Raw genomic sequence first — 17,159 nt, 5'->3', positions numbered from 1 at the left:
GTTCAATGCGCGCCGACGGCTTCAGCCTGTTCCGCGTGGGACGCGCGCCGTGCGTCGAGCGCGACGATGCATACCAGCGAGATGCCTGCGAGGCACGTATAGAACACGGCGAGCGGCCACCATTGGCCCGTATAGCGATGCGCGAGCCACGTGCCGACCAGCGGCGTGAGACCGCCCGCCACCGCGCCGCACACCTGATACGCGAGCGAGATGCCCGAGTAGCGCACACGCGTCGGAAATATGCCGCTGACGAAGCCCGCGATCACCGAGTAGAAGCTCGCCATGCAGACCACGGCAATCGCGATGCCGATCACCATCGGCACAGCCGAGCCGCTTTGCACGAGCACGAACATCGGATACGGCGAGATCATCGCGAGCAATGCCGCGATCTTCAGGAAGCGCGCGCCGCCGATGCGTTCGGCCAGCCATGCCGCGATCGGCTGCGACACGAACTGGATGATCGCGACGGCGAACAGGCAGTCGAGAATCAGCGAGCGCGTCACGCCGACGTACTGCGTCGTGTACGCGATCATGAAGGTGTTGGTGAAGTACACGCCCGCAATGCCGATCGTGTTCGCGCCGATGCACAGCAGCACGAGACCCCACGCCGAGCTGAACACTTCGGCGATAGGCAGCTTCGCCGTGCGGTTCGATTCCTTCACGCGCTGGAATTCCGGCGATTCGTTCACGCCGAGACGAATCACGATGCCGACGATCAGCAGCACGGAACTCGCGAGAAACGGCAGACGCCAGCCCCACGACATGAAGTCCGCCTTATCCATCGACGTCACCGCGCGAAACGCGATCAGCGACAGGATCAGCCCCGCCGGACTGCCAAGCTGCGCGAACGACGCGAAGAACGTGCGGCGCCCCTGCGGCGCGTGTTCACCCGCCATCAGCACCGCACCGCCCCATTCGCCGCCAACGGCCACGCCCTGCACCACGCGCAGCAGCACCAGCAACACCGGCGCGAGCATGCCGACCTTCGAATAGTCGGGCAGCAGGCCGACGCACACGGTCGCGACGCCCATCATCATCAACGTGGTCATCAGCGCTTTCTTGCGGCCGATGCGGTCGCCGAGGTGGCCGAACACGATGCCGCCCAGCGGCCGCGCGAAAAAGCCCACGGCGAAGGTCGCGAACGACGCCATCGTGCTGACGAATCGGTCATTCGACGGAAAGTACAGCTCGCCGAATACGAGCGCGGCGGCCGTCGCGTAGATATAGAAGTCGTACCACTCGATCATCGTGCCGATGAACGCGGCCGTTGCGGCACGTCCCGGCTGACGGGTGGTACTGATGGTTTGGGTCATGCTGGCTCCTGATGCACGTCTGACGTGGGTTAAACCCGTGGCATTGCGCGCGGTGTTGGAATCGGTGTGCCGCTCGCTTCTCAGAGCGGACGCGCATGTGTCATTTATCGGCGGCCAGAAAACATTAGTCAAATTTCGAGTTATTATTCGCCGCATAAATTCAACTTATACTTTCCCTCGATGCGCACCGACATCGCCCGCTTTCTGAATGACCGGCTCGACTGGAATCTGCTGCGCACCTACCTCGTGATCATGCAGGAGCGCAGCCTGAGCCGCGCCGCCGCGCGCCTGCACGTGACGCAACCGGCCGTGAGCCAGGCGTTGCGGCGGCTCGAGGAAACGCTGGAGCGCAAGCTGATCGACCGCCGCGGCCCGTACTTCGCGCCGACCCAGGCGGGCGAAGAGGTCTATCGCATTGCCAGCGATATCTACGGCAATATCTCGCGGCTCGAAACCGAGATCGACGACCGAACCGAAGACATCAGCGGATCGATTCGCCTGTTGACCATCAGCCGCATCGAGTCTCCCGTGTACGACGAGTTTCTCGCGGACTTTCATCGCGCGTATCCGCGCATCGACTTGCAGATCGAGGTGATGCGCTCGTCCGACATCATCTCGTCGCTGCTGCAAAAGACGGCGACCGCGGGCCTCGGCCTGTGCCGCTCACCGCACGACAAACTGGAGATGCGCTGCTTCCTGCGGCAACGCTATGCGATTTTCTGCGGGCGTCATCACCGGCTGTACGGCAAATCGCCACTGACGATGGAAGACTTGCTCGCCGAAAACTTCGTGTCGTTCACGAGCGACCAGATCGGCGACAGTCTTTCGCCGCTCACCGTGTTTCGCGACCAGAAGGGCTTCACGGGGCGCATCGTCGCGTCATCGCCGAGTCTCGACGAAGTGCGGCGGCTGATCTTCGCGGGCTTCGGCATCGGCTGCCTGCCCGAGCACATCGTGCGCGACGACATCGCGCAGCAGCGCCTGTGGCGCCTGCCGCCCGAAGAAGGACTCGTCGATGTCGACGTGCATCTGCTGTGGCATCGCGACCGCAAGATGAATGCGGCGGATCACGCGTTTCTCGACAGCATGGAGCGCTGCATGCGCCGCTATGCGCTGGCGGAACGACTGGGCAAATGACGTTTATGTGAAGCACCCGACTGGTGCGAACACGCGCGCGCAGATTGCGATCACGCTTCAACCTTGTGCATGAACCGCACACGAAATCCGCCGGACTCAGGTAAAGACGGCAATGGCATGCTTATCGCTTAGTAACGTACAGGAGCCGGTGCAGCATCCGGTTTAGCAGTCACAATCTGGCAAATGGACGACTAGGGTTCCGGTCCGCATCGATGCAAACACAAGCATTCGGTGTGCGACGCTGGTCCGAGAGTTGTCGACCTCGATGAGGTTACACGGCGGGATAAAAGCCCGGGAGAGAACGCGATGCGTCGCGCCGCTCCTGCCGTCGATAACCGTCCCTGCGAGGTCAACCTCATGCGCAAGCTCCGATTTTTCGCCGCTGCCGTCGCTCTCTCCCTGTGTTTTTCCACGCCTTCATTCGCTCAAGCCCGTAAGGACTTCAAGGTCTGCTGGACCATCTACGCCGGCTGGATGCCGTGGGGCTATGCGAAGACGCAAGGCATCATGTCCAAATGGGCGAAGAAGTACGGCATCAACGTCGATGTCGTGCAGTTGAACGACTACATCGAATCGATCAACCAGTACACGGCCGGCAAGTTCGACGGCTGCGCGATGACCAACATGGACGCGCTCACCATCCCTGCGACGGGCGGCGTGGACAGCACGGCCTTGATCGTCAGCGATTACTCGAACGGCAACGACGGCGTGCTCATCAAGGGCGCGGGCAAGAAAGTCGCCGACCTCAAGGGTCAGCCCGTCAATCTCGTCGAACTCTCCGTCTCGCACTATCTGCTTGCGCGCGCACTCGAATCGGCAGGCATGAGCGAGCGCGACATCAAGACCGTCAACACGTCCGACGCCGATATCTCCGGCGCGTTCGCGACGCCCACCGTACACAACGCCGTCACGTGGAACCCGATGCTCGCCGATCTGAAGGCGAAGCCGAACGTCACCGAAGTGTTCGATTCGAGCCGCATTCCCGGCGAGATCATGGACATGATGGTCGTCAACACGAAGACGCTGCATGACAACCCGGCGCTCGGCAAGGCGCTGACGGGCGCATGGTTCGAAATCATGCAGACGATGCACGGCACGTCGCCTGACACGGAGGCCGCGCTCACGTCGATGGCCAAGGCATCGGGCACCGATCTCGCCGGCTACAAGGCGCAACTCTCCACCACGGCACTCTTCTACACGCCGCAACAGGCACTCGATTTCGCCACCAGCCCGAACATGCCGAAGATCATGACGCGCGTCGCGCAGTTCTCGTTCGATCACGGTTTGCTCGGCAAGGGCGCGCCGAACGCGGGCGCAGTGGGCATGGCGTTCGACAACAACGTGGTGGTCGGCAGCAAGAGCAACCTGAAGCTGCGTTTCGATCCGACGTACGTGCGCCTCGCCGCGCAAGGCAAGCTGTGAGCGCGGCTTCAATCTGAGCAGGAGAGGCCCATGCGGCTCATCAACCGACATCCTGGCCGCACCGGCAGTCTCATGCTGTTGCTGCTGCCCTTCATCGTGCTGATCGCGGTTTACTTCACCGGCTCGTCGCTGCGGTTGCAAGCCAACCCCGACGACAAGCTGTTGCCGTCCGCCACGCAGATGAAGGACGCGCTGCACGAATACGCGTTCACCGAGGACAAGCGCACGGGCGAATACATGATGTGGGACGACACGGTGTCGAGCATGAGGCGGCTCGGCATCGGGCTGGTCGCGAGCGCGGCGATTGCGCTCGTGTTCGGCATCGTGACGGGCAGCATTCCGCTCGCGGGCACAACGCTGTCGCCGTTCATCACGGTGATATCGATGATTCCGCCGCTCGCGGTGTTGCCGATTCTCTTCATCGTGTTCGGTCTCGATGAGCTGTCGAAAGTCGTGCTGATCGTGATCGGCATCACGCCGATGATGATCCGCGATCTTCAACAGCGCACGCGCGAGATTCCCGAGGAATTGTGGATCAAGGCGCAAACGCTCGGCGCATCGAGCTGGACGCTGATTCTGCGGGTGATCGTGCCGCAACTGCTGCCGCGTCTGTTGATCGCGCTGCGTCTTGCGCTGACATCGGCGTGGCTGTTTTTGATCGCGGCGGAAGCCATCGCGTCGACGGACGGGCTCGGCTATCGCATCTTTCTGGTGCGCCGTTATCTCGCGATGGATGTGATCCTGCCGTACGTCGCGTGGATCACGCTGCTCGCGTGGCTGATCGACGCAGCGCTGCGCCGTCTCACGCAATGGGCTTTCCCCTGGTACAACGGAGGCCGCGCATGATCGAGATTCGCAACCTGTGGAAACAGTATGGCGATCAGGTCGTGCTGGAGCGGCTCAATCTGCGCATCGCGGAAGGCGAGTTCTGTTCGATGGTCGGCGCGTCGGGCTGCGGCAAGTCGACATTCCTGCGTCTTCTACTCGGCCAGGAACGCCCGACGCGCGGTGCAATCCTGCTCGACGGCGAACCCTTGCCGCCAGAGCCGGACCCGCATCGCGGCGTGGTGTTCCAGCGCTATTCGGTGTTTCCGCATCTCACCGTGCTGCGCAACGTGATGCTCGGCCTCGAACTGCCGCATGCGCCGCTCACGGGACGGCTGTTCGGCGCGCGCCGCCGTCTCGCACGCGATGAAGCCGTCGCGATGCTCACGCGCGTCGGCCTCGCCGACTCGCTCGACAAGTATCCGCATCAACTGTCGGGCGGCATGCAGCAACGTCTCGCGCTTGCGCAGGCGCTGGTGATGAAGCCGCGCGTGCTGCTGCTCGACGAGCCGTTCGGCGCGCTCGACCCGGGCATCCGGCGCGACATGCACGAACTGCTGACCGGGCTGTGGCGCGAAGCGAAGCTGACGGTCTTCATGGTCACGCACGACCTGAAAGAAGGCTTCACGCTTGGCAGCCGCGTGCTCGTGTTCGACAAGGTGCGCGTCGATCCGCAAGCGCCGCAGGCGTACGGCGCGCGCATCACCTACGACATTCCCCTCGAACGCAACGGTGTGCGCGAAGCGCATGCGGCGATGACGATTCCGCCGCTGCTCGCCGTACCCGCATGATCGAAAGGACAAAACACATGAACGAAACATTGCTCGAAGAAACCGTGCCCGGCGGCGGACATGCATCGCTGATCGTCAAACGCGGGCAGTTGCTGCGCATCACCGATCCGCGCGGCGGCGCGAACGTCGCGATGCTGCTCTTCAACGCCGCCGAAAAAAGCGAACGCCTGAATCTGCCCGATACGCTCAAGTGCCAGCACACGGCCAAGCTGACCAAAGGCCATTGCCTCTATTCCGACATGGGCCGCGTGCTCGCCGCGATCGTCGCGGATACGTGCGGCTGGCACGACAGTCTCGCGGGTGTGTCGAATGCCGCGGAAGTGTTCGAGAAGTACGGGCAAGGCCGCTATCAGGAATTGCGAAACGCGTTCTATCGCAACGGCACCGACAACCTGCTCGTCGAACTCGGCAAATGGGGACTCGGCATTTCCGATCTGCTGATGACGCTCAATCTCTTCAGCCGCGTCGATGTGACGGATGCGGGCGCGCTCAGCTTCGTCGAAGGCAATTCGAAAACGGGCGACTACATCGAGCTGTATGCGCCGATGAACACGCTCGTCGTGCTGACCGCGATCCAGCATCCGCTCGACCCGAACCCCGAATACGCGCCGAAACCCGTAAAGCTCACGCTGCGCGCCGCCGACAGCCAGGTCGCTGAAATCTGCCGCACGTCATGCGATGAAAACGCGCGCGGCTTCATCAACACCGAACGATTCTTTCTCTGAGCGGAACGCGCGCCATGACGACATCCATCCTCACGACCAGCACGCTCGACCCTGCCGACGCGATCTTTCGCGAAACCTTGCCCGCGGGCGAGCCATGGCTCAAGGAACTGAAAGCGGGCCAGACGCTGCGCATTCGCGACGTAGAAGGCAATCAGGCGATCGACACGCTGTTCTACAGCCTCGCCGATTCGCGCGAACGCTACGACGCGCAACGCACGCTGCGCCGTCAGCAAAGCCTCTATCTGACGACGGGCACCGTGCTCTACTCGAATCTCGGCAACCCCATGCTGACCATCGTCGCCGATACCTGCGGACGTCACGACACGCTCGGCGGCGCATGCGCGCAGGAGAGCAACACCGTGCGCTATGCGCTCGAGAAGCGCTACATGCACAGCTGCCGCGATAACTACCTGCGCGCGTGCGCGCATGACCGCCGTCTGTCGAAAACCGACATCGCCGCCAACATCAACTTCTTCATGAACGTGCCCGTCACATCCGAGGGCGGCCTCACATTCGAGGACGGCATTTCCGCGCCCGGCAAATACGTCGAAGTACGCGCGGAAATGGACGTGATCGTGCTGATCTCGAACTGCCCGCAACTGAACAATCCGTGCAACGCATACAACCCCACTCCCGCGGAGCTGACGATATGGAACTGAGCACGCTGCGTCTCTGGCTCTACACGGTGATGAAAGTGCGCGCGGAGCGATTGATGCGCATCGACGAATCTACGAAATATATGAAGCACTGAGCCCGCTTTCAAGACCTGAAACGAAGCGACCTGCCGTGGACGACCTCGGCATGCATGCCCACGTGGCGGGACGACCCGCCCACGCATTGAACATCCACTCATGTTCGATAAAGTCCTCATTGCGAATCGCGGCGCGATTGCCTGCCGCATTCTGCGCACGCTGCGCGAACTGAACGTCGAAGGCGTCGCCGTCTATAGCGAAGCGGACCGCGCGAGCCGTCACGTCAGCCTCGCCGATACGGCATGCAGTCTCGGCGACGGCGCGGCGAGCGTCACCTATCTCGACATCGCGAAGATTCTGGAGATCGCCCTTGCGCAAGGCGCGCAGGCGATTCATCCGGGCTACGGTTTCCTGTCGGAGAACGCGGCGTTTGCCGAAGCGTGCGAAGCCGCGGGCATCGCGTTCATCGGGCCGACGCCAGCGCAATTGCGCGAGTTCGGCCTCAAGCACACGGCTCGCGCGATCGCCGCTGAACAGGGCGTGCCGATGCTCGAAGGCACGGGCCTGCTCGACGGCCTTGATGCTGCGCTCGAAGCGGCGCAACGCATCGGCTATCCGGTGATGCTGAAAAGCACGGCGGGCGGCGGCGGCATCGGCATGCGCGTGTGCCGCTCGGCGGATGAACTGGCGTCGCAGTTCGACAACGTGAAACGCCTCGGGCAGAACAATTTCAGCGATGCCGGCGTGTTCCTCGAAAAGTACATCGAGAAAGCGCGGCATCTCGAAGTCCAGGTGTTCGGCGACGGCAAGGGCGCTGCCATTGCGCTCGGCGTGCGCGACTGTTCCGTGCAGCGGCGCAACCAGAAGGTGCTCGAAGAAACGCCTGCGCCGAATCTGCCCGACGGCGTCGAAGCCGCGCTATGCGACGCGGCGATCCGGCTTGCGCAAGCGGTGTCGTATCGCTCGGCGGGCACCGTCGAATTCGTCTACGACAGCGACGCCGCACGCTTCTACTTTCTCGAAGTGAACACGCGGTTGCAGGTCGAGCATGGCGTGACCGAACAGGTGTGGGGCGTGGACCTCGTGCGCTGGATGATCGAACTGGCAGCGGGCACCCTCGCGCCGCTCGATGTGCTGTCGCGCGATCTGAAGCCGCAAGGCCACGCGATCCAGGCGCGTCTCTATGCGGAAGATCCGGGCCGCGATTTCAAACCCTGCCCTGGGCTGCTGACCGATGTGTCGTTTCCGCATGCCGATGGCCGCGCGCTGCGCATCGACACATGGATCGAAGCCGGTTGCGAAGTGCCGCCGTGGTTCGATCCGATGCTCGCGAAGCTGATCGCATGGCAACCGACTCGCGACGAGGCACGCCACGCGTTAGATGCCGCGCTCGAAGCGTCGCGCATCTATGGCGTCGAAACGAACCGCGACTATCTGCGGCAGATTCTCGCCGACGCACCGTTCGCGAGCGGCCATCCGTGGACGCGTTGCCTCGAAGGCCTGCGTTATCGCGCATCGACATTCGAAGTGCTCGGCGGCGGCACACAGACGACTGTGCAGGACTATCCGGGCCGTCCCGGCTACTGGGCCGTGGGCGTGCCGCCCTCGGGACCGATGGACGATCGCGCGTTGCGTCTCGGCAACCGTCTGCTCGGCAACGACGCGCAAGCGGCCGCGCTCGAAATCACGATGAGTGGGCCGACGCTCCGTTTCAACACGGATGCCGTCGTCACCGTGACGGGCGCAACGCTGCCCGTGATGCTCGACGAGATTCCGCAACCGATGAACACGACGTTCTTCGTCGCAGCCGGTTCGACGCTCGCGCTCGGCACGATTCGCGGCGCTGGCGCGCGCGCTTATCTGTGCGTGCGCGGTGGGCTGGACGTCGCGCAATATCTGGGCAGCCGCAGCACGTTCACGCTCGGGCAGTTCGGCGGCCACGGCGGACGCGCGCTGCGTGCGGGCGACGTGCTGCATCTCCATCCGCTCTCCGATCGCGATGCGGGCGCTTTAATGCCCGCCGCGCTCGCGCATCGCCTCGACGATGTACGCGTGCTGCGCGTGATCTACGGTCCGCACGGCGCGCCCGAATACTTCAGCGCGCGTTATATCGAGCAATTTCTCGACACCGACTGGGAGATCCATTTCAATTCGAGCCGCACGGGGGTGCGGCTGATCGGTCCGAAGCCCGAATGGACGCGCGCGGATGGCGGCGAAGCGGGACTGCATCCGTCGAACATTCACGACAATCCGTATGCCGTCGGCGCAGTCGATTTCACTGGCGACATGCCCGTCATTCTCGGGCCGGACGGTCCGAGCCTGGGCGGCTTCGTGTGTCCCGTTACGGTGATCGAAGCGGACCTGTGGCAGATCGGCCAGTTGAAGGCCGGTGACAAGGTGCGCTTCGTACCCGTCGATATCGCCACGGCGCGTGAAGCGGCGCGCGCGCGTCTCGCGGAAGTGGAAACGCTCACGGTACAAGCCACGTCACTGCATACCGAAGAAGAACGCGCGGATTTGCAATCACCGATCGTGCTGAACGTCGGCGAAGGCGATGACCGGCTCGTCGCGCGACTGTCCGGCGACACGCACCTGCTGCTCGAAATCGGACCGTCCGAACTCGACCTCGTGCTGCGCTTTCGCGGCCATGCGTTGATGCAATCGCTCGAAGCGTTGCAGTTGCCCGGCGTAATCGATCTGACACCCGGCATCCGTTCGCTGCAGGTCCACTATCAGCCAGAGCAATTGCCGCTCGCGACGCTGCTCGATCATGTCGCGGCGACATGGCAACGCGTGCTGCTGCAAAAGGATCTGCGGGCGCCGTCGCGTGTAGTGCATCTGCCACTGTCGTGGGACGACCCCGCGTGTCAGCTTGCCATCGACAAATACATGACGACCGTGCGCAAAGATGCGCCGTGGTGCCCGAGCAATCTGGAGTTCATTCGCCGCATCAACGATCTCGATTCGATCGATGCCGTGAAGCGCATCGTGTTCGACGCGAGCTATCTGGTGATGGGTCTCGGCGACGTCTATCTCGGCGCGCCCGTCGCTACGCCGCTCGATCCGCGTCATCGCCTAGTGACGACGAAGTACAACCCGGCGCGTACATGGACGGCTGAGAACTCGGTCGGCATCGGCGGCGCGTATTTGTGCGTGTACGGCATGGAAGGGCCGGGCGGCTATCAGTTCGTCGGACGCACGCTGCAGATGTGGAACCGCTATCGCGAAGTTGCGGATTTCGCGGGGCGCCCGTACCTGTTGCGCTTCTTCGACCAGATCCGCTTCTACGAAGTCTCCGCCGACGAACTGCTGCGTATCCGCGAAGCGTTTCCGCTCGGCCGTTATCCGCTGAAGATCGAAGAGACCGAGTTGTCGCTGGCCGACTATCAGGCGTTTCTCGAACGCGAGGCGGATGACATCGCGCAATTCCGCACGCGTCAGCAAGCCGCGTTTCAGGCCGAGCGCCAGCGTTGGCACGAAGCGGGCAGCAACGAAGACGCGCTGGAGCCGCCCGTCACCGCCGACGCGGAAATCGCGCCGCTCACCGACGGCCAGATCGCCGTCGATAGCGAAATCGCCGGCAATCTGTGGCAAGTGCGCGTCGAGCCCGGCGCGACCGTCGAAGCGGGCGACGTGCTGCTCGTGATCGAATCGATGAAGATGGAGATATCCGTTATCGCGCCTTGCGCGGGCACAGTCGGCGAGATTCACGTCGCGCCGGGTTCGCCCGTTCGCGCGGGGCAGCGCGTCGTCGTGATCGAACAGCACGCATGAGACACCTCATTTGACACCTCATTTGACACTTCATTTCAACGCATTAAGGAACCATCGGACATGGATTCATTCGATCTGCGTCTTCCCGCTGTGCGCGCCGCGTATCGCGAAGGCCGCGTCACGCCGCGCGCGCTGATTGGCGCATTGCGCGAGCGCGCCGCCGCGCTGAACCCGGACTATCACCTGTTCATTCATCTGCTGTCCGACGCGGAAATCGAGCCTTATCTCGCGGCGCTCGACGGGCATGATGTCGATTCGCTGCCGCTTTACGGCGTGCCGTTCGCATTGAAGGACAACATCGATCTCGCCGGTATTCCTACCACGGCCGCGTGCCCCGCTTTCGCATATACGCCGCAAGAGTCGGCGACGCTCGCCGCGCAACTGATCGCGCTCGGCGCGGTGCCGATCGGCAAGACCAATCTCGACCAGTTCGCGACGGGCCTCAACGGCACGCGCTCGCCGTACGGCAAGTGCCGCAACAGCGTGCATGCCGCGTATCCTTCGGGCGGATCGAGCGCGGGCTCGTCGCTGGCGGTGGCGCTCGGCGTCGCGAGCTTCGCGCTCGGCACCGATACGGCCGGCTCGGGCCGCGTGCCCGCCGCGCTGAACAACCTCGTCGGCACTAAGGGAACCAAGGGCTTGCTGTCGACGGCGGGCGTCGTGCCCGCCTGCCGCACGCTCGACTGCGTGACGTATTTCACCGCGACGGCCAGCGAGGCGAGCGAACTGCTCGCGCTCACCGCCCGCCACGATCCCGCCGACGCCTACAGCCGCGCGAACCCGCAATGGAACGACGCAGCCGCGTTTGGCGCCGTTGCGCGCTTTCGCTTCGGCGTGCCGCGTCAACTCGAATTTGCCGGCTGCGAAGAAAGCCCCGCGCTGTTCGCGCAGGCGCGCGCGGCGCTCGAGGCGATCGGTGGCGAGGCCGTCGAGATCGACTTCGCGCCCTTCGTCGAAGCGGCGCGACTGCTCTATGAAGGACCGTGGGTCGCCGAGCGCTACAGCGTGGCAGGCGCGCTGATGGAATCGCAACCCGAAGCCGTGCTGCCCGTGATTCGCGACGTGCTCGCCAAAGCGCCGGGCACGACCGCCGTCGATGCATTTCGCGCGCAGTACCGGCTCCAGGCGCTCAAGCAGCGGTGCGATGCCGTGCTCGCGGAACTCGATTGCGTGCTGACGCCGTCCATGCCGCGCGCGGTCACGCTCGATGAACTGGAGCGCGATCCGATCGGCCCGAACTCGCTGCTCGGGTACTACACGAACTTCATGAACCTGCTCGATTACGCCGCCATCGCGACGCCCGCGGGTTTCATGCGCAATCGGCTGCCGTGGGGCGTGACGCTGTTCGGCCGCGCGTTCACCGATCAATATCTGCTGAGCGTCGCCGATGCGCTGCATCGCAAGCTGGATGTGCCGCTGATCGGCGGTGCGCAGCGGGATGCGGACGTGCCTTTAAGTGCCGCCCGCAGTGACAGGATGAAGCTCGTCGTGTGCGGCGCGCATCTGCAAGGGCTGGCGCTGAACGGACAGCTAATTGCGCGTGGCGCGCGGCTCGTCGAAGCGACGGCAAGCGCGCCGCACTACCGGCTGTATGCGCTGGCGGGCGGCGGCGCGACGCAGCGGCCCGGCATGATGCGAGACGCGACGAACGGCGCGGCCATCGAAGTCGAAGTCTGGGAGTTACCGAGCGCCGAAGCCGGCTCGTTCCTCGCGGGCATTCCGGCGCCGCTCGCGCTCGGCAAGGTCGAGCTCGCGGACGGGCGCTGGGAAACCGGCTTCGTCTGCGAGGCATACGGCCTCGAAGGCGCCGTCGATATCACGCAATACGGCGGCTGGCGCGCCTGGCTGCAACGGGCTGCCTGAACCACGCCGCAATCAGGCCTCTTCGTATTGCGCCGCATAAAGCCGCGCGTGCCGGCCCGTCACCGTGCGGCTCCAGATATCCTCGTCGTCGAGGACGGTCTGGATCAGCTCGACGGGCATGCCGCCGTCGATGATCGCGGCCACGCGAAACCCGTCGATCGGTTCATACGGACCGAGCACGACCTCTTTCCCGTCGATCGCCCTATCGAGATCGTCGACCTTGAACGCCAGATGCGGCATGCGGCGCATCAGTTCGTGCAGCGGGCTATCGGCGTCGAAGCGGTGGTACTGGATGCGCGCGAGCTTGCAATCGCTGTCGTTCGTGTACATCCGGTACTGCGGGCTGTAGCGTTCGCCTTCGCGCACTGCGCTGGTTGGAATGCCGATGTGATGAAACTCGTAGATCACGTCGTCGCGCATGAACATGATGGTCTCCTTCTTCCTTTACGCTTCCGTTGCCGCGCTTACAGCGTCACGCGCGTCACGCCGCCTTCCGACAGCAGCCGCACGCGTTCGCCCGCGTAGAACATCGGGCCGTCGGTGCTTTGCGTGATGGCGCGCAGCGAGCCGTCGTCGAGCCGCACGGTGATTTCGACGCCTTGCTTCTTCTCGAAGTGGTTCTGCACCTCGTTGCCCGCCACCGCGCCCGCAATACCGCCGATGATGCCCGTCAGGATCGAGCCGCGTCCGCCGCCGATCGCGCTGCCGGCGATGCCACCAATCGCGCCGCCGCCGAGGGCGCCGAGAAAGCCGGGCTGGCCGTTGCTCGTGTCGATGGTGACGGGGCGCACGCTTTCGATGGTGCCGAAGCGGACCGTTTCCTCACGCTGCGCCTGCGACGCGCTGTAGACGTTGGCGGAGCCGTCGAAGGTTGCGCAGCCGCTCAATGCGAGCGAGACGACGAGCGCGGATGCACATGCTGTAACGAATGACCTGTTCATGATGTTCCCCTCTATGAGCAGCGCGCCGTGTCGTTCGGGGCGCTGCAGGTTCTTTCGATGTGTGAATCGTAAGCTCGAAGAATGAGAGGAAAATGAGGCGCGCATTTGCGCATTCGCACCCGTCATTTCGTGTCAGCCTGAAACGTCGGCGCGCGGTCCGGCGCTACGATGGCAGCCAGATCATGCAAACGGAGCGCAGTCATGAAACGCGAGATCATCCGGGTGGAGCCGCTGTCGAGCTGGCTCGAACGCTGGAAGGCGCCGACTTCCGTCGTCACGCGGCACGGCGACACGATCTATGTGTCGGGCCTGCCGCCGTTCGATCCCGAGACGGGCGAAGTCGCAGAAGTGCCGCTCGAACGGCAAACCGAGCTCGTGCTCGAACAGCTGATGCTGTGCGTCGAGACGGCGGGTTCGTCGCTTGAGAATGTGCTCAAGTGCAACGTCTATTGCACGTCGGTCGAGCAGTTTGCGGCCGTCAACGCGATTTACGCCCGCTATTTTCCGAACGATCCGCCTGCTCGTATCTTTGTCTGCGTGCCTGCTTGGCCGGGGCGCTTCGACATTGAAATCGATTGCATCGCGGCGGTTTGAATCGCCTTCGCATAAGTGGAGAACACGATGTTTTCAGTGCTGTTCGAAGTGCAACCGCGCGCCGATCGTTGGGACGCGTATCTCGGCTACGCGAAGATGCTGAAGCCGGAACTGGAACAGATCGACGGCTTCGTCGACAACGTCCGTTACGGGAGTCTCACGCGCGACGGCGTGCTGCTGTCGCTGTCCGGCTGGCGCGACGAAAAGGCGCTGGTGCGTTGGCGCACGCAGGCGACGCATCATGGCGTGCAGGAAAAAGGCCGCACGCAGACGTTCAGCGACTATCGGCTGCGCGTAGGGCAGCTGACGCGCGACACGCGTCTGCCCGCTGGCCAGACGTTGCACGAACAACGACTCGACGAAACGGAGACGGGCGACGCGACCACGATCGTGCTGATTGATGCGCGGCGCGACCCTGACTGGGTAAAACACGCGGGCGCGCGCGAAGTTGCGAGCAGGCTGGGCTTGCGCGAAGACGCGACAGGTCTCGTTTCGTGGGATGTGTTCGACGCCGTGCTGACGCCGGGCGACGTCATTCTGCTCACTGCATGGCGCGATGCGCGCGCCGCCGAGGCCTTTGCAAACGCGCTCGCATTGCCCGATGGCGCACGGCTGCGCAGCGTGCGCGTGGTGCGCGACTATGGGATGTTCGACCGCCGCGAAGCGCCGCAATACTATCCGGACGCTTCGCGGCCTGCCTGAAGCTTACTTCCCGCTGTCCGGAAAGTCCGCGCCGACACTCGTGTCGCGCCACGCTTCGATATCGGCGAGTGCCGAATGCAGGCGCTTCGATACCGCGTCGACGCCGAACGCGCCAAGCACCAGATGACGCGGCGGTTGGTCCGTCTCGGTGATGCGGATCATCGCCTGTGCGGCGCGCGCCGGATCGCCGGCCTGATGGCCGCTGTTTTGCGCCGTCGCCTGCATGCGCTTGCCCGCCGTGTCCGCGTAGTCGGCGATACGGTTGGGCGTCTGCCTGAGCGAGCGGCCTGCCCAGTCGGTGCGGAATGGGCCCGGCTCGACGCAGGTCACGCGGATGCCGAGCGGCCCGGCTTCCGTCGCGAGCGAATCGGACCAGCCTTCGACGGCATGCTTGCTCGCCGCGTAGTAGCCCGAGCCAGGAAAGCCCGCGATGCCCGCCACCGACGTGATGTTCAGCACGTGCCCCTTGCGCCGCGCGCGCATGCCCGGAAGCACCGCGCGTGTCATCGCGAACAGGCCGAACACGTTCGCGTCGAACTGCGCGCGTATCTCCGCTTCGTCGCCCTCTTCGACCGACGACTGATAGCCGTAGCCTGCGTTGTTCACCAGTACGTCGATCGCGCCGAAGCGCTGTTGCGCGGTCTCGACGGCAGCGGCGATCTGCGCGGCATCCGTCACGTCGAGCTTCACGCGGGCGAGACGCGCATCGGCGTCGCTGCCGGGCTCGGCCAGATCGGCGAGCGACGCGACGTTACGCGCCGTCGCCACGCAGCGCCAGCCCCGTTCGAGCACCGCGCGGACCAGTTCCTTGCCGAAGCCGGTTGAACAGCCAGTGATGAACCAGACGGGCGTCGTGGACGTGGGCATTCAAAACCTCCTCGATGATGGAAACGAGCGATCTCGCATCGACGCACACACATTGCGTCGATGCTTCGAAAAAAATGGTAGCTGCTCGACGCGAAACCTGCAGGCGGTCTGACCAATTTCACCGAGCCGATGTCGCCGCGCTTATTTACGGCCGACCAGATACTGAACACCTTCGGGCCCGTAACGTTCCGAATGGTTTACATTGGCTTGCAGATGGAATACATCGCCCGTTCTGTAGATCTGTTGCGCGGCGCCGATGCGTATCATCAGTTCGCCGTGCAGGATCAATGCCTTGGCTTCAAACGAGTGGACATGATCGTCCACCGTGCCGTTCGCGTCGCGCGTGACGCTCGCGATTTCCGCGTAGCCTTCGCGCTTCAATGCATCGATGAATTCGTTGCGTTCCATGATAGCGACCTTCCTTTCTCGTGTTTGCGATGACGCTGAAGCATCAGCATAGCCGCTTTTGCATTAAGGGATCGGCAGCGCGGCTCGCGGTAAACTCTGCAGCAACCGTCATTTCATATCGCACAACGGAGAACGATTCATGCGCCAGGCCATTCGCCATCTGAACGTGCGGGCGCGCGCTCGCGGACTGTTCGATTTCACCACGGAGGTCGCCGCGTTCGTACGCGACGCGTCGATCGAGACGGGTGTCCTGACCGTGTTCTGCCGGCACACGTCGGCCTCGCTATTGATCCAGGAGAACGCGGACCCTTCGGTGCAACGCGATCTCGAACGACACTTTGCGATGCTCGCGCCCGAAGATCCCAAGCGCTATGAGCACGACACGGAAGGTCCTGACGACATGCCCGCGCATCTGCGCACTGCGCTCACGCAAGTGCAACTGTCGATACCCGTCGAACATGGCCGCATGACGCTGGGCACGTGGCAAGGCATTTATCTGTTCGAGCATCGCGCGTGGCCGCAGGAGCGCGATATCGTGCTGCATCTGATCGGCGAATGACATTTCAACGCACAACACCAACAAGGAAGTGAATCATGATTTTGCGCGCGCCTGTTCTTGTCGCGGCGGCCTCGCTCGCGATGCTGACCGCAGCCTGCACTCACACCGGCCCCGTCGAGTTCTCGCTGTCAGGCGCGGACGCGCCGATGACCAACAACGCGAACGACATGGACTTCGGCCCAATGGATCACTCCATAGCGCAGTGCAAGACGGTCTCGCGCAACGCAGGGCCGGGGCAATGCACGAAGGTGCGCGCCTACGAGTCGTGCATGAAAAGCAAAGGCTATATCACCGTGCTCGGCCCGGAAAATCCGAAGGGCTGCGGCGACCCCGACTGGGAAAAAGACGTACGCAAGTGGCTTCAATAGCCGTGCGTCGGTTGAGGCCGACTTGCGCCCAAGTTATCCACAATTTCTGTTGAAAGACCTGTGGAAAAGTTTTGGGCACACGCGCTATCTGTCTGATCAAACAGACTTTCCTCGCGCGTGACCCCGCTGCGCCCGCCGCGCGGGTCCACCGATTGCGAAGTTCTATTGGCATGCACGC

General features: G+C 63.6%; 17 protein-coding genes and 1 riboswitch. Of the genes, 12 read left to right on the top strand and 5 right to left on the bottom strand.

The annotated features are described in order from the left end of the window. Positions 1-2: 2 nt before the first annotated feature. The gene (locus C2L65_RS17290; protein ID WP_042314956.1) at positions 3-1,313 is read right to left on the bottom strand and encodes an MFS transporter; all 1,311 of its coding nucleotides are present in this window, start codon (positions 1,311-1,313) and stop codon (positions 3-5) included. A 180-nt stretch (positions 1,314-1,493) separates the two neighbouring features. Between C2L65_RS17290 and C2L65_RS17285 the strand changes: the two genes are divergently transcribed. The 8 genes from C2L65_RS17285 (at position 1,494) to atzF (ending at position 12,542) form a co-directional block, all read left to right on the top strand. Then, entirely contained in the window at positions 1,494-2,450 is a 957-nt protein-coding gene (locus C2L65_RS17285) for a LysR family transcriptional regulator (RefSeq protein ID WP_007586726.1), read from the top strand. 180 nt (positions 2,451-2,630) lie between these two features. Then, positions 2,631-2,750, top strand: a riboswitch (guanidine-I (ykkC/yxkD leader). Between the two features lie 57 nt (positions 2,751-2,807). After that, positions 2,808-3,872 (top strand): putative urea ABC transporter substrate-binding protein, encoded by a 1,065-nt coding sequence (locus C2L65_RS17280; RefSeq protein ID WP_042314957.1) that lies wholly within the window; start codon positions 2,808-2,810, stop codon positions 3,870-3,872. Positions 3,873-3,902: 30 nt separating this feature from the next. Then, entirely contained in the window at positions 3,903-4,718 is an 816-nt protein-coding gene (locus C2L65_RS17275) for an ABC transporter permease (RefSeq protein WP_042314958.1), read from the top strand. Beyond that, positions 4,715-5,488, top strand: a complete 774-nt coding sequence (locus tag C2L65_RS17270) for an ABC transporter ATP-binding protein (protein WP_007586732.1) — start codon at positions 4,715-4,717, stop codon at positions 5,486-5,488. The genes C2L65_RS17275 and C2L65_RS17270 overlap by 4 nt, the downstream gene beginning before the upstream one ends. Positions 5,489-5,505: 17 nt before the next feature. Continuing rightward, entirely contained in the window at positions 5,506-6,213 is a 708-nt protein-coding gene (locus tag C2L65_RS17265) for an urea amidolyase associated protein UAAP1 (RefSeq protein WP_007743990.1), read from the top strand. A 14-nt stretch (positions 6,214-6,227) separates the two neighbouring features. Continuing rightward, positions 6,228-6,872: an urea amidolyase associated protein UAAP2 gene (locus tag C2L65_RS17260; protein ID WP_042314959.1), complete on the top strand. Its 645-nt coding sequence runs from the start codon at positions 6,228-6,230 to the stop codon at positions 6,870-6,872. Between the two features lie 192 nt (positions 6,873-7,064). Beyond that, positions 7,065-10,679: an urea carboxylase gene (uca, locus tag C2L65_RS17255; RefSeq protein WP_042314960.1), complete on the top strand. Its 3,615-nt coding sequence runs from the start codon at positions 7,065-7,067 to the stop codon at positions 10,677-10,679. 60 nt (positions 10,680-10,739) lie between these two features. Then, on the top strand, positions 10,740-12,542 hold the full coding sequence (gene atzF, locus C2L65_RS17250; protein WP_042314961.1) for an allophanate hydrolase: 1,803 nt from the start codon (positions 10,740-10,742) through the stop codon (positions 12,540-12,542). 12 nt (positions 12,543-12,554) lie between these two features. Here the strand turns inward: atzF and C2L65_RS17245 are convergent, their stop codons facing one another. Both C2L65_RS17245 and C2L65_RS17240 read right to left on the bottom strand, forming a co-directional pair. Then, positions 12,555-12,968, bottom strand: coding sequence for a VOC family protein (locus tag C2L65_RS17245; protein ID WP_042314962.1), 414 nt, complete (start codon positions 12,966-12,968; stop codon positions 12,555-12,557). Positions 12,969-13,006: 38 nt separating this feature from the next. Beyond that, positions 13,007-13,483 carry an outer membrane lipoprotein gene (locus C2L65_RS17240; RefSeq protein ID WP_035999886.1) on the bottom strand — a complete coding sequence of 159 codons (477 nt, stop codon included), beginning with the start codon at positions 13,481-13,483 and terminating at the stop codon, positions 13,007-13,009. A gap of 201 nt (positions 13,484-13,684) precedes the next feature. Here C2L65_RS17240 and C2L65_RS17235 point away from each other — a divergent pair, with 201 nt between their 5' ends. Continuing rightward, positions 13,685-14,077: a RidA family protein gene (locus C2L65_RS17235; protein ID WP_042314963.1), complete on the top strand. Its 393-nt coding sequence runs from the start codon at positions 13,685-13,687 to the stop codon at positions 14,075-14,077. A 27-nt stretch (positions 14,078-14,104) separates the two neighbouring features. Continuing rightward, positions 14,105-14,779: an antibiotic biosynthesis monooxygenase family protein gene (locus tag C2L65_RS17230; protein WP_042314989.1), complete on the top strand. Its 675-nt coding sequence runs from the start codon at positions 14,105-14,107 to the stop codon at positions 14,777-14,779. A gap of 3 nt (positions 14,780-14,782) precedes the next feature. Here the strand turns inward: C2L65_RS17230 and C2L65_RS17225 are convergent, their stop codons facing one another. After that, positions 14,783-15,646: an oxidoreductase gene (locus C2L65_RS17225; protein WP_042314964.1), complete on the bottom strand. Its 864-nt coding sequence runs from the start codon at positions 15,644-15,646 to the stop codon at positions 14,783-14,785. 141 nt (positions 15,647-15,787) lie between these two features. Next, positions 15,788-16,054, bottom strand: a complete 267-nt coding sequence (locus C2L65_RS17220) for a cupin domain-containing protein (protein ID WP_042314965.1) — start codon at positions 16,052-16,054, stop codon at positions 15,788-15,790. 139 nt (positions 16,055-16,193) lie between these two features. On the opposite strand from C2L65_RS17220, the gene C2L65_RS17215 reads away from it, so the two are divergent. Together C2L65_RS17215 and C2L65_RS17210 are read left to right on the top strand one after the other, a co-directional pair. Beyond that, positions 16,194-16,613 (top strand): secondary thiamine-phosphate synthase enzyme YjbQ, encoded by a 420-nt coding sequence (locus tag C2L65_RS17215; RefSeq protein ID WP_042314967.1) that lies wholly within the window; start codon positions 16,194-16,196, stop codon positions 16,611-16,613. A 35-nt stretch (positions 16,614-16,648) separates the two neighbouring features. Further along, entirely contained in the window at positions 16,649-16,981 is a 333-nt protein-coding gene (locus tag C2L65_RS17210; RefSeq protein ID WP_042314969.1) for a hypothetical protein, read from the top strand. Positions 16,982-17,159 lie beyond the last annotated feature (178 nt).

The sequence above is a fragment of the Paraburkholderia terrae genome, from assembly GCF_002902925.1.
In the GTDB taxonomy this organism is placed as follows: domain Bacteria; phylum Pseudomonadota; class Gammaproteobacteria; order Burkholderiales; family Burkholderiaceae; genus Paraburkholderia; species Paraburkholderia terrae.
Note: the sequence above shows the minus strand (reverse complement) of the source record. Positions and strands in the feature narration are given on the sequence as shown.

What these genes read in the sequence shown, in the direction of transcription:
- C2L65_RS17290 (WP_042314956.1), bottom strand. Translation starts at nt 1,313, where the DNA reads ATGACCCAAACCATCAGTACCACCCGTCAGCCGGGACGTGCCGCAACG.
- C2L65_RS17285 (WP_007586726.1), top strand. Translation starts at nt 1,494, where the DNA reads ATGCGCACCGACATCGCCCGCTTTCTGAATGACCGGCTCGACTGGAAT.
- C2L65_RS17280 (WP_042314957.1), top strand. Translation starts at nt 2,808, where the DNA reads ATGCGCAAGCTCCGATTTTTCGCCGCTGCCGTCGCTCTCTCCCTGTGT.
- C2L65_RS17275 (WP_042314958.1), top strand. Translation starts at nt 3,903, where the DNA reads ATGCGGCTCATCAACCGACATCCTGGCCGCACCGGCAGTCTCATGCTG.
- C2L65_RS17270 (WP_007586732.1), top strand. Translation starts at nt 4,715, where the DNA reads ATGATCGAGATTCGCAACCTGTGGAAACAGTATGGCGATCAGGTCGTG.
- C2L65_RS17265 (WP_007743990.1), top strand. Translation starts at nt 5,506, where the DNA reads ATGAACGAAACATTGCTCGAAGAAACCGTGCCCGGCGGCGGACATGCA.
- C2L65_RS17260 (WP_042314959.1), top strand. Translation starts at nt 6,228, where the DNA reads ATGACGACATCCATCCTCACGACCAGCACGCTCGACCCTGCCGACGCG.
- uca (WP_042314960.1), top strand. Translation starts at nt 7,065, where the DNA reads ATGTTCGATAAAGTCCTCATTGCGAATCGCGGCGCGATTGCCTGCCGC.
- atzF (WP_042314961.1), top strand. Translation starts at nt 10,740, where the DNA reads ATGGATTCATTCGATCTGCGTCTTCCCGCTGTGCGCGCCGCGTATCGC.
- C2L65_RS17245 (WP_042314962.1), bottom strand. Translation starts at nt 12,968, where the DNA reads ATGTTCATGCGCGACGACGTGATCTACGAGTTTCATCACATCGGCATT.
- C2L65_RS17240 (WP_035999886.1), bottom strand. Translation starts at nt 13,483, where the DNA reads ATGAACAGGTCATTCGTTACAGCATGTGCATCCGCGCTCGTCGTCTCG.
- C2L65_RS17235 (WP_042314963.1), top strand. Translation starts at nt 13,685, where the DNA reads ATGAAACGCGAGATCATCCGGGTGGAGCCGCTGTCGAGCTGGCTCGAA.
- C2L65_RS17230 (WP_042314989.1), top strand. Translation starts at nt 14,105, where the DNA reads ATGTTTTCAGTGCTGTTCGAAGTGCAACCGCGCGCCGATCGTTGGGAC.
- C2L65_RS17225 (WP_042314964.1), bottom strand. Translation starts at nt 15,646, where the DNA reads ATGCCCACGTCCACGACGCCCGTCTGGTTCATCACTGGCTGTTCAACC.
- C2L65_RS17220 (WP_042314965.1), bottom strand. Translation starts at nt 16,054, where the DNA reads ATGGAACGCAACGAATTCATCGATGCATTGAAGCGCGAAGGCTACGCG.
- C2L65_RS17215 (WP_042314967.1), top strand. Translation starts at nt 16,194, where the DNA reads ATGCGCCAGGCCATTCGCCATCTGAACGTGCGGGCGCGCGCTCGCGGA.
- C2L65_RS17210 (WP_042314969.1), top strand. Translation starts at nt 16,649, where the DNA reads ATGATTTTGCGCGCGCCTGTTCTTGTCGCGGCGGCCTCGCTCGCGATG.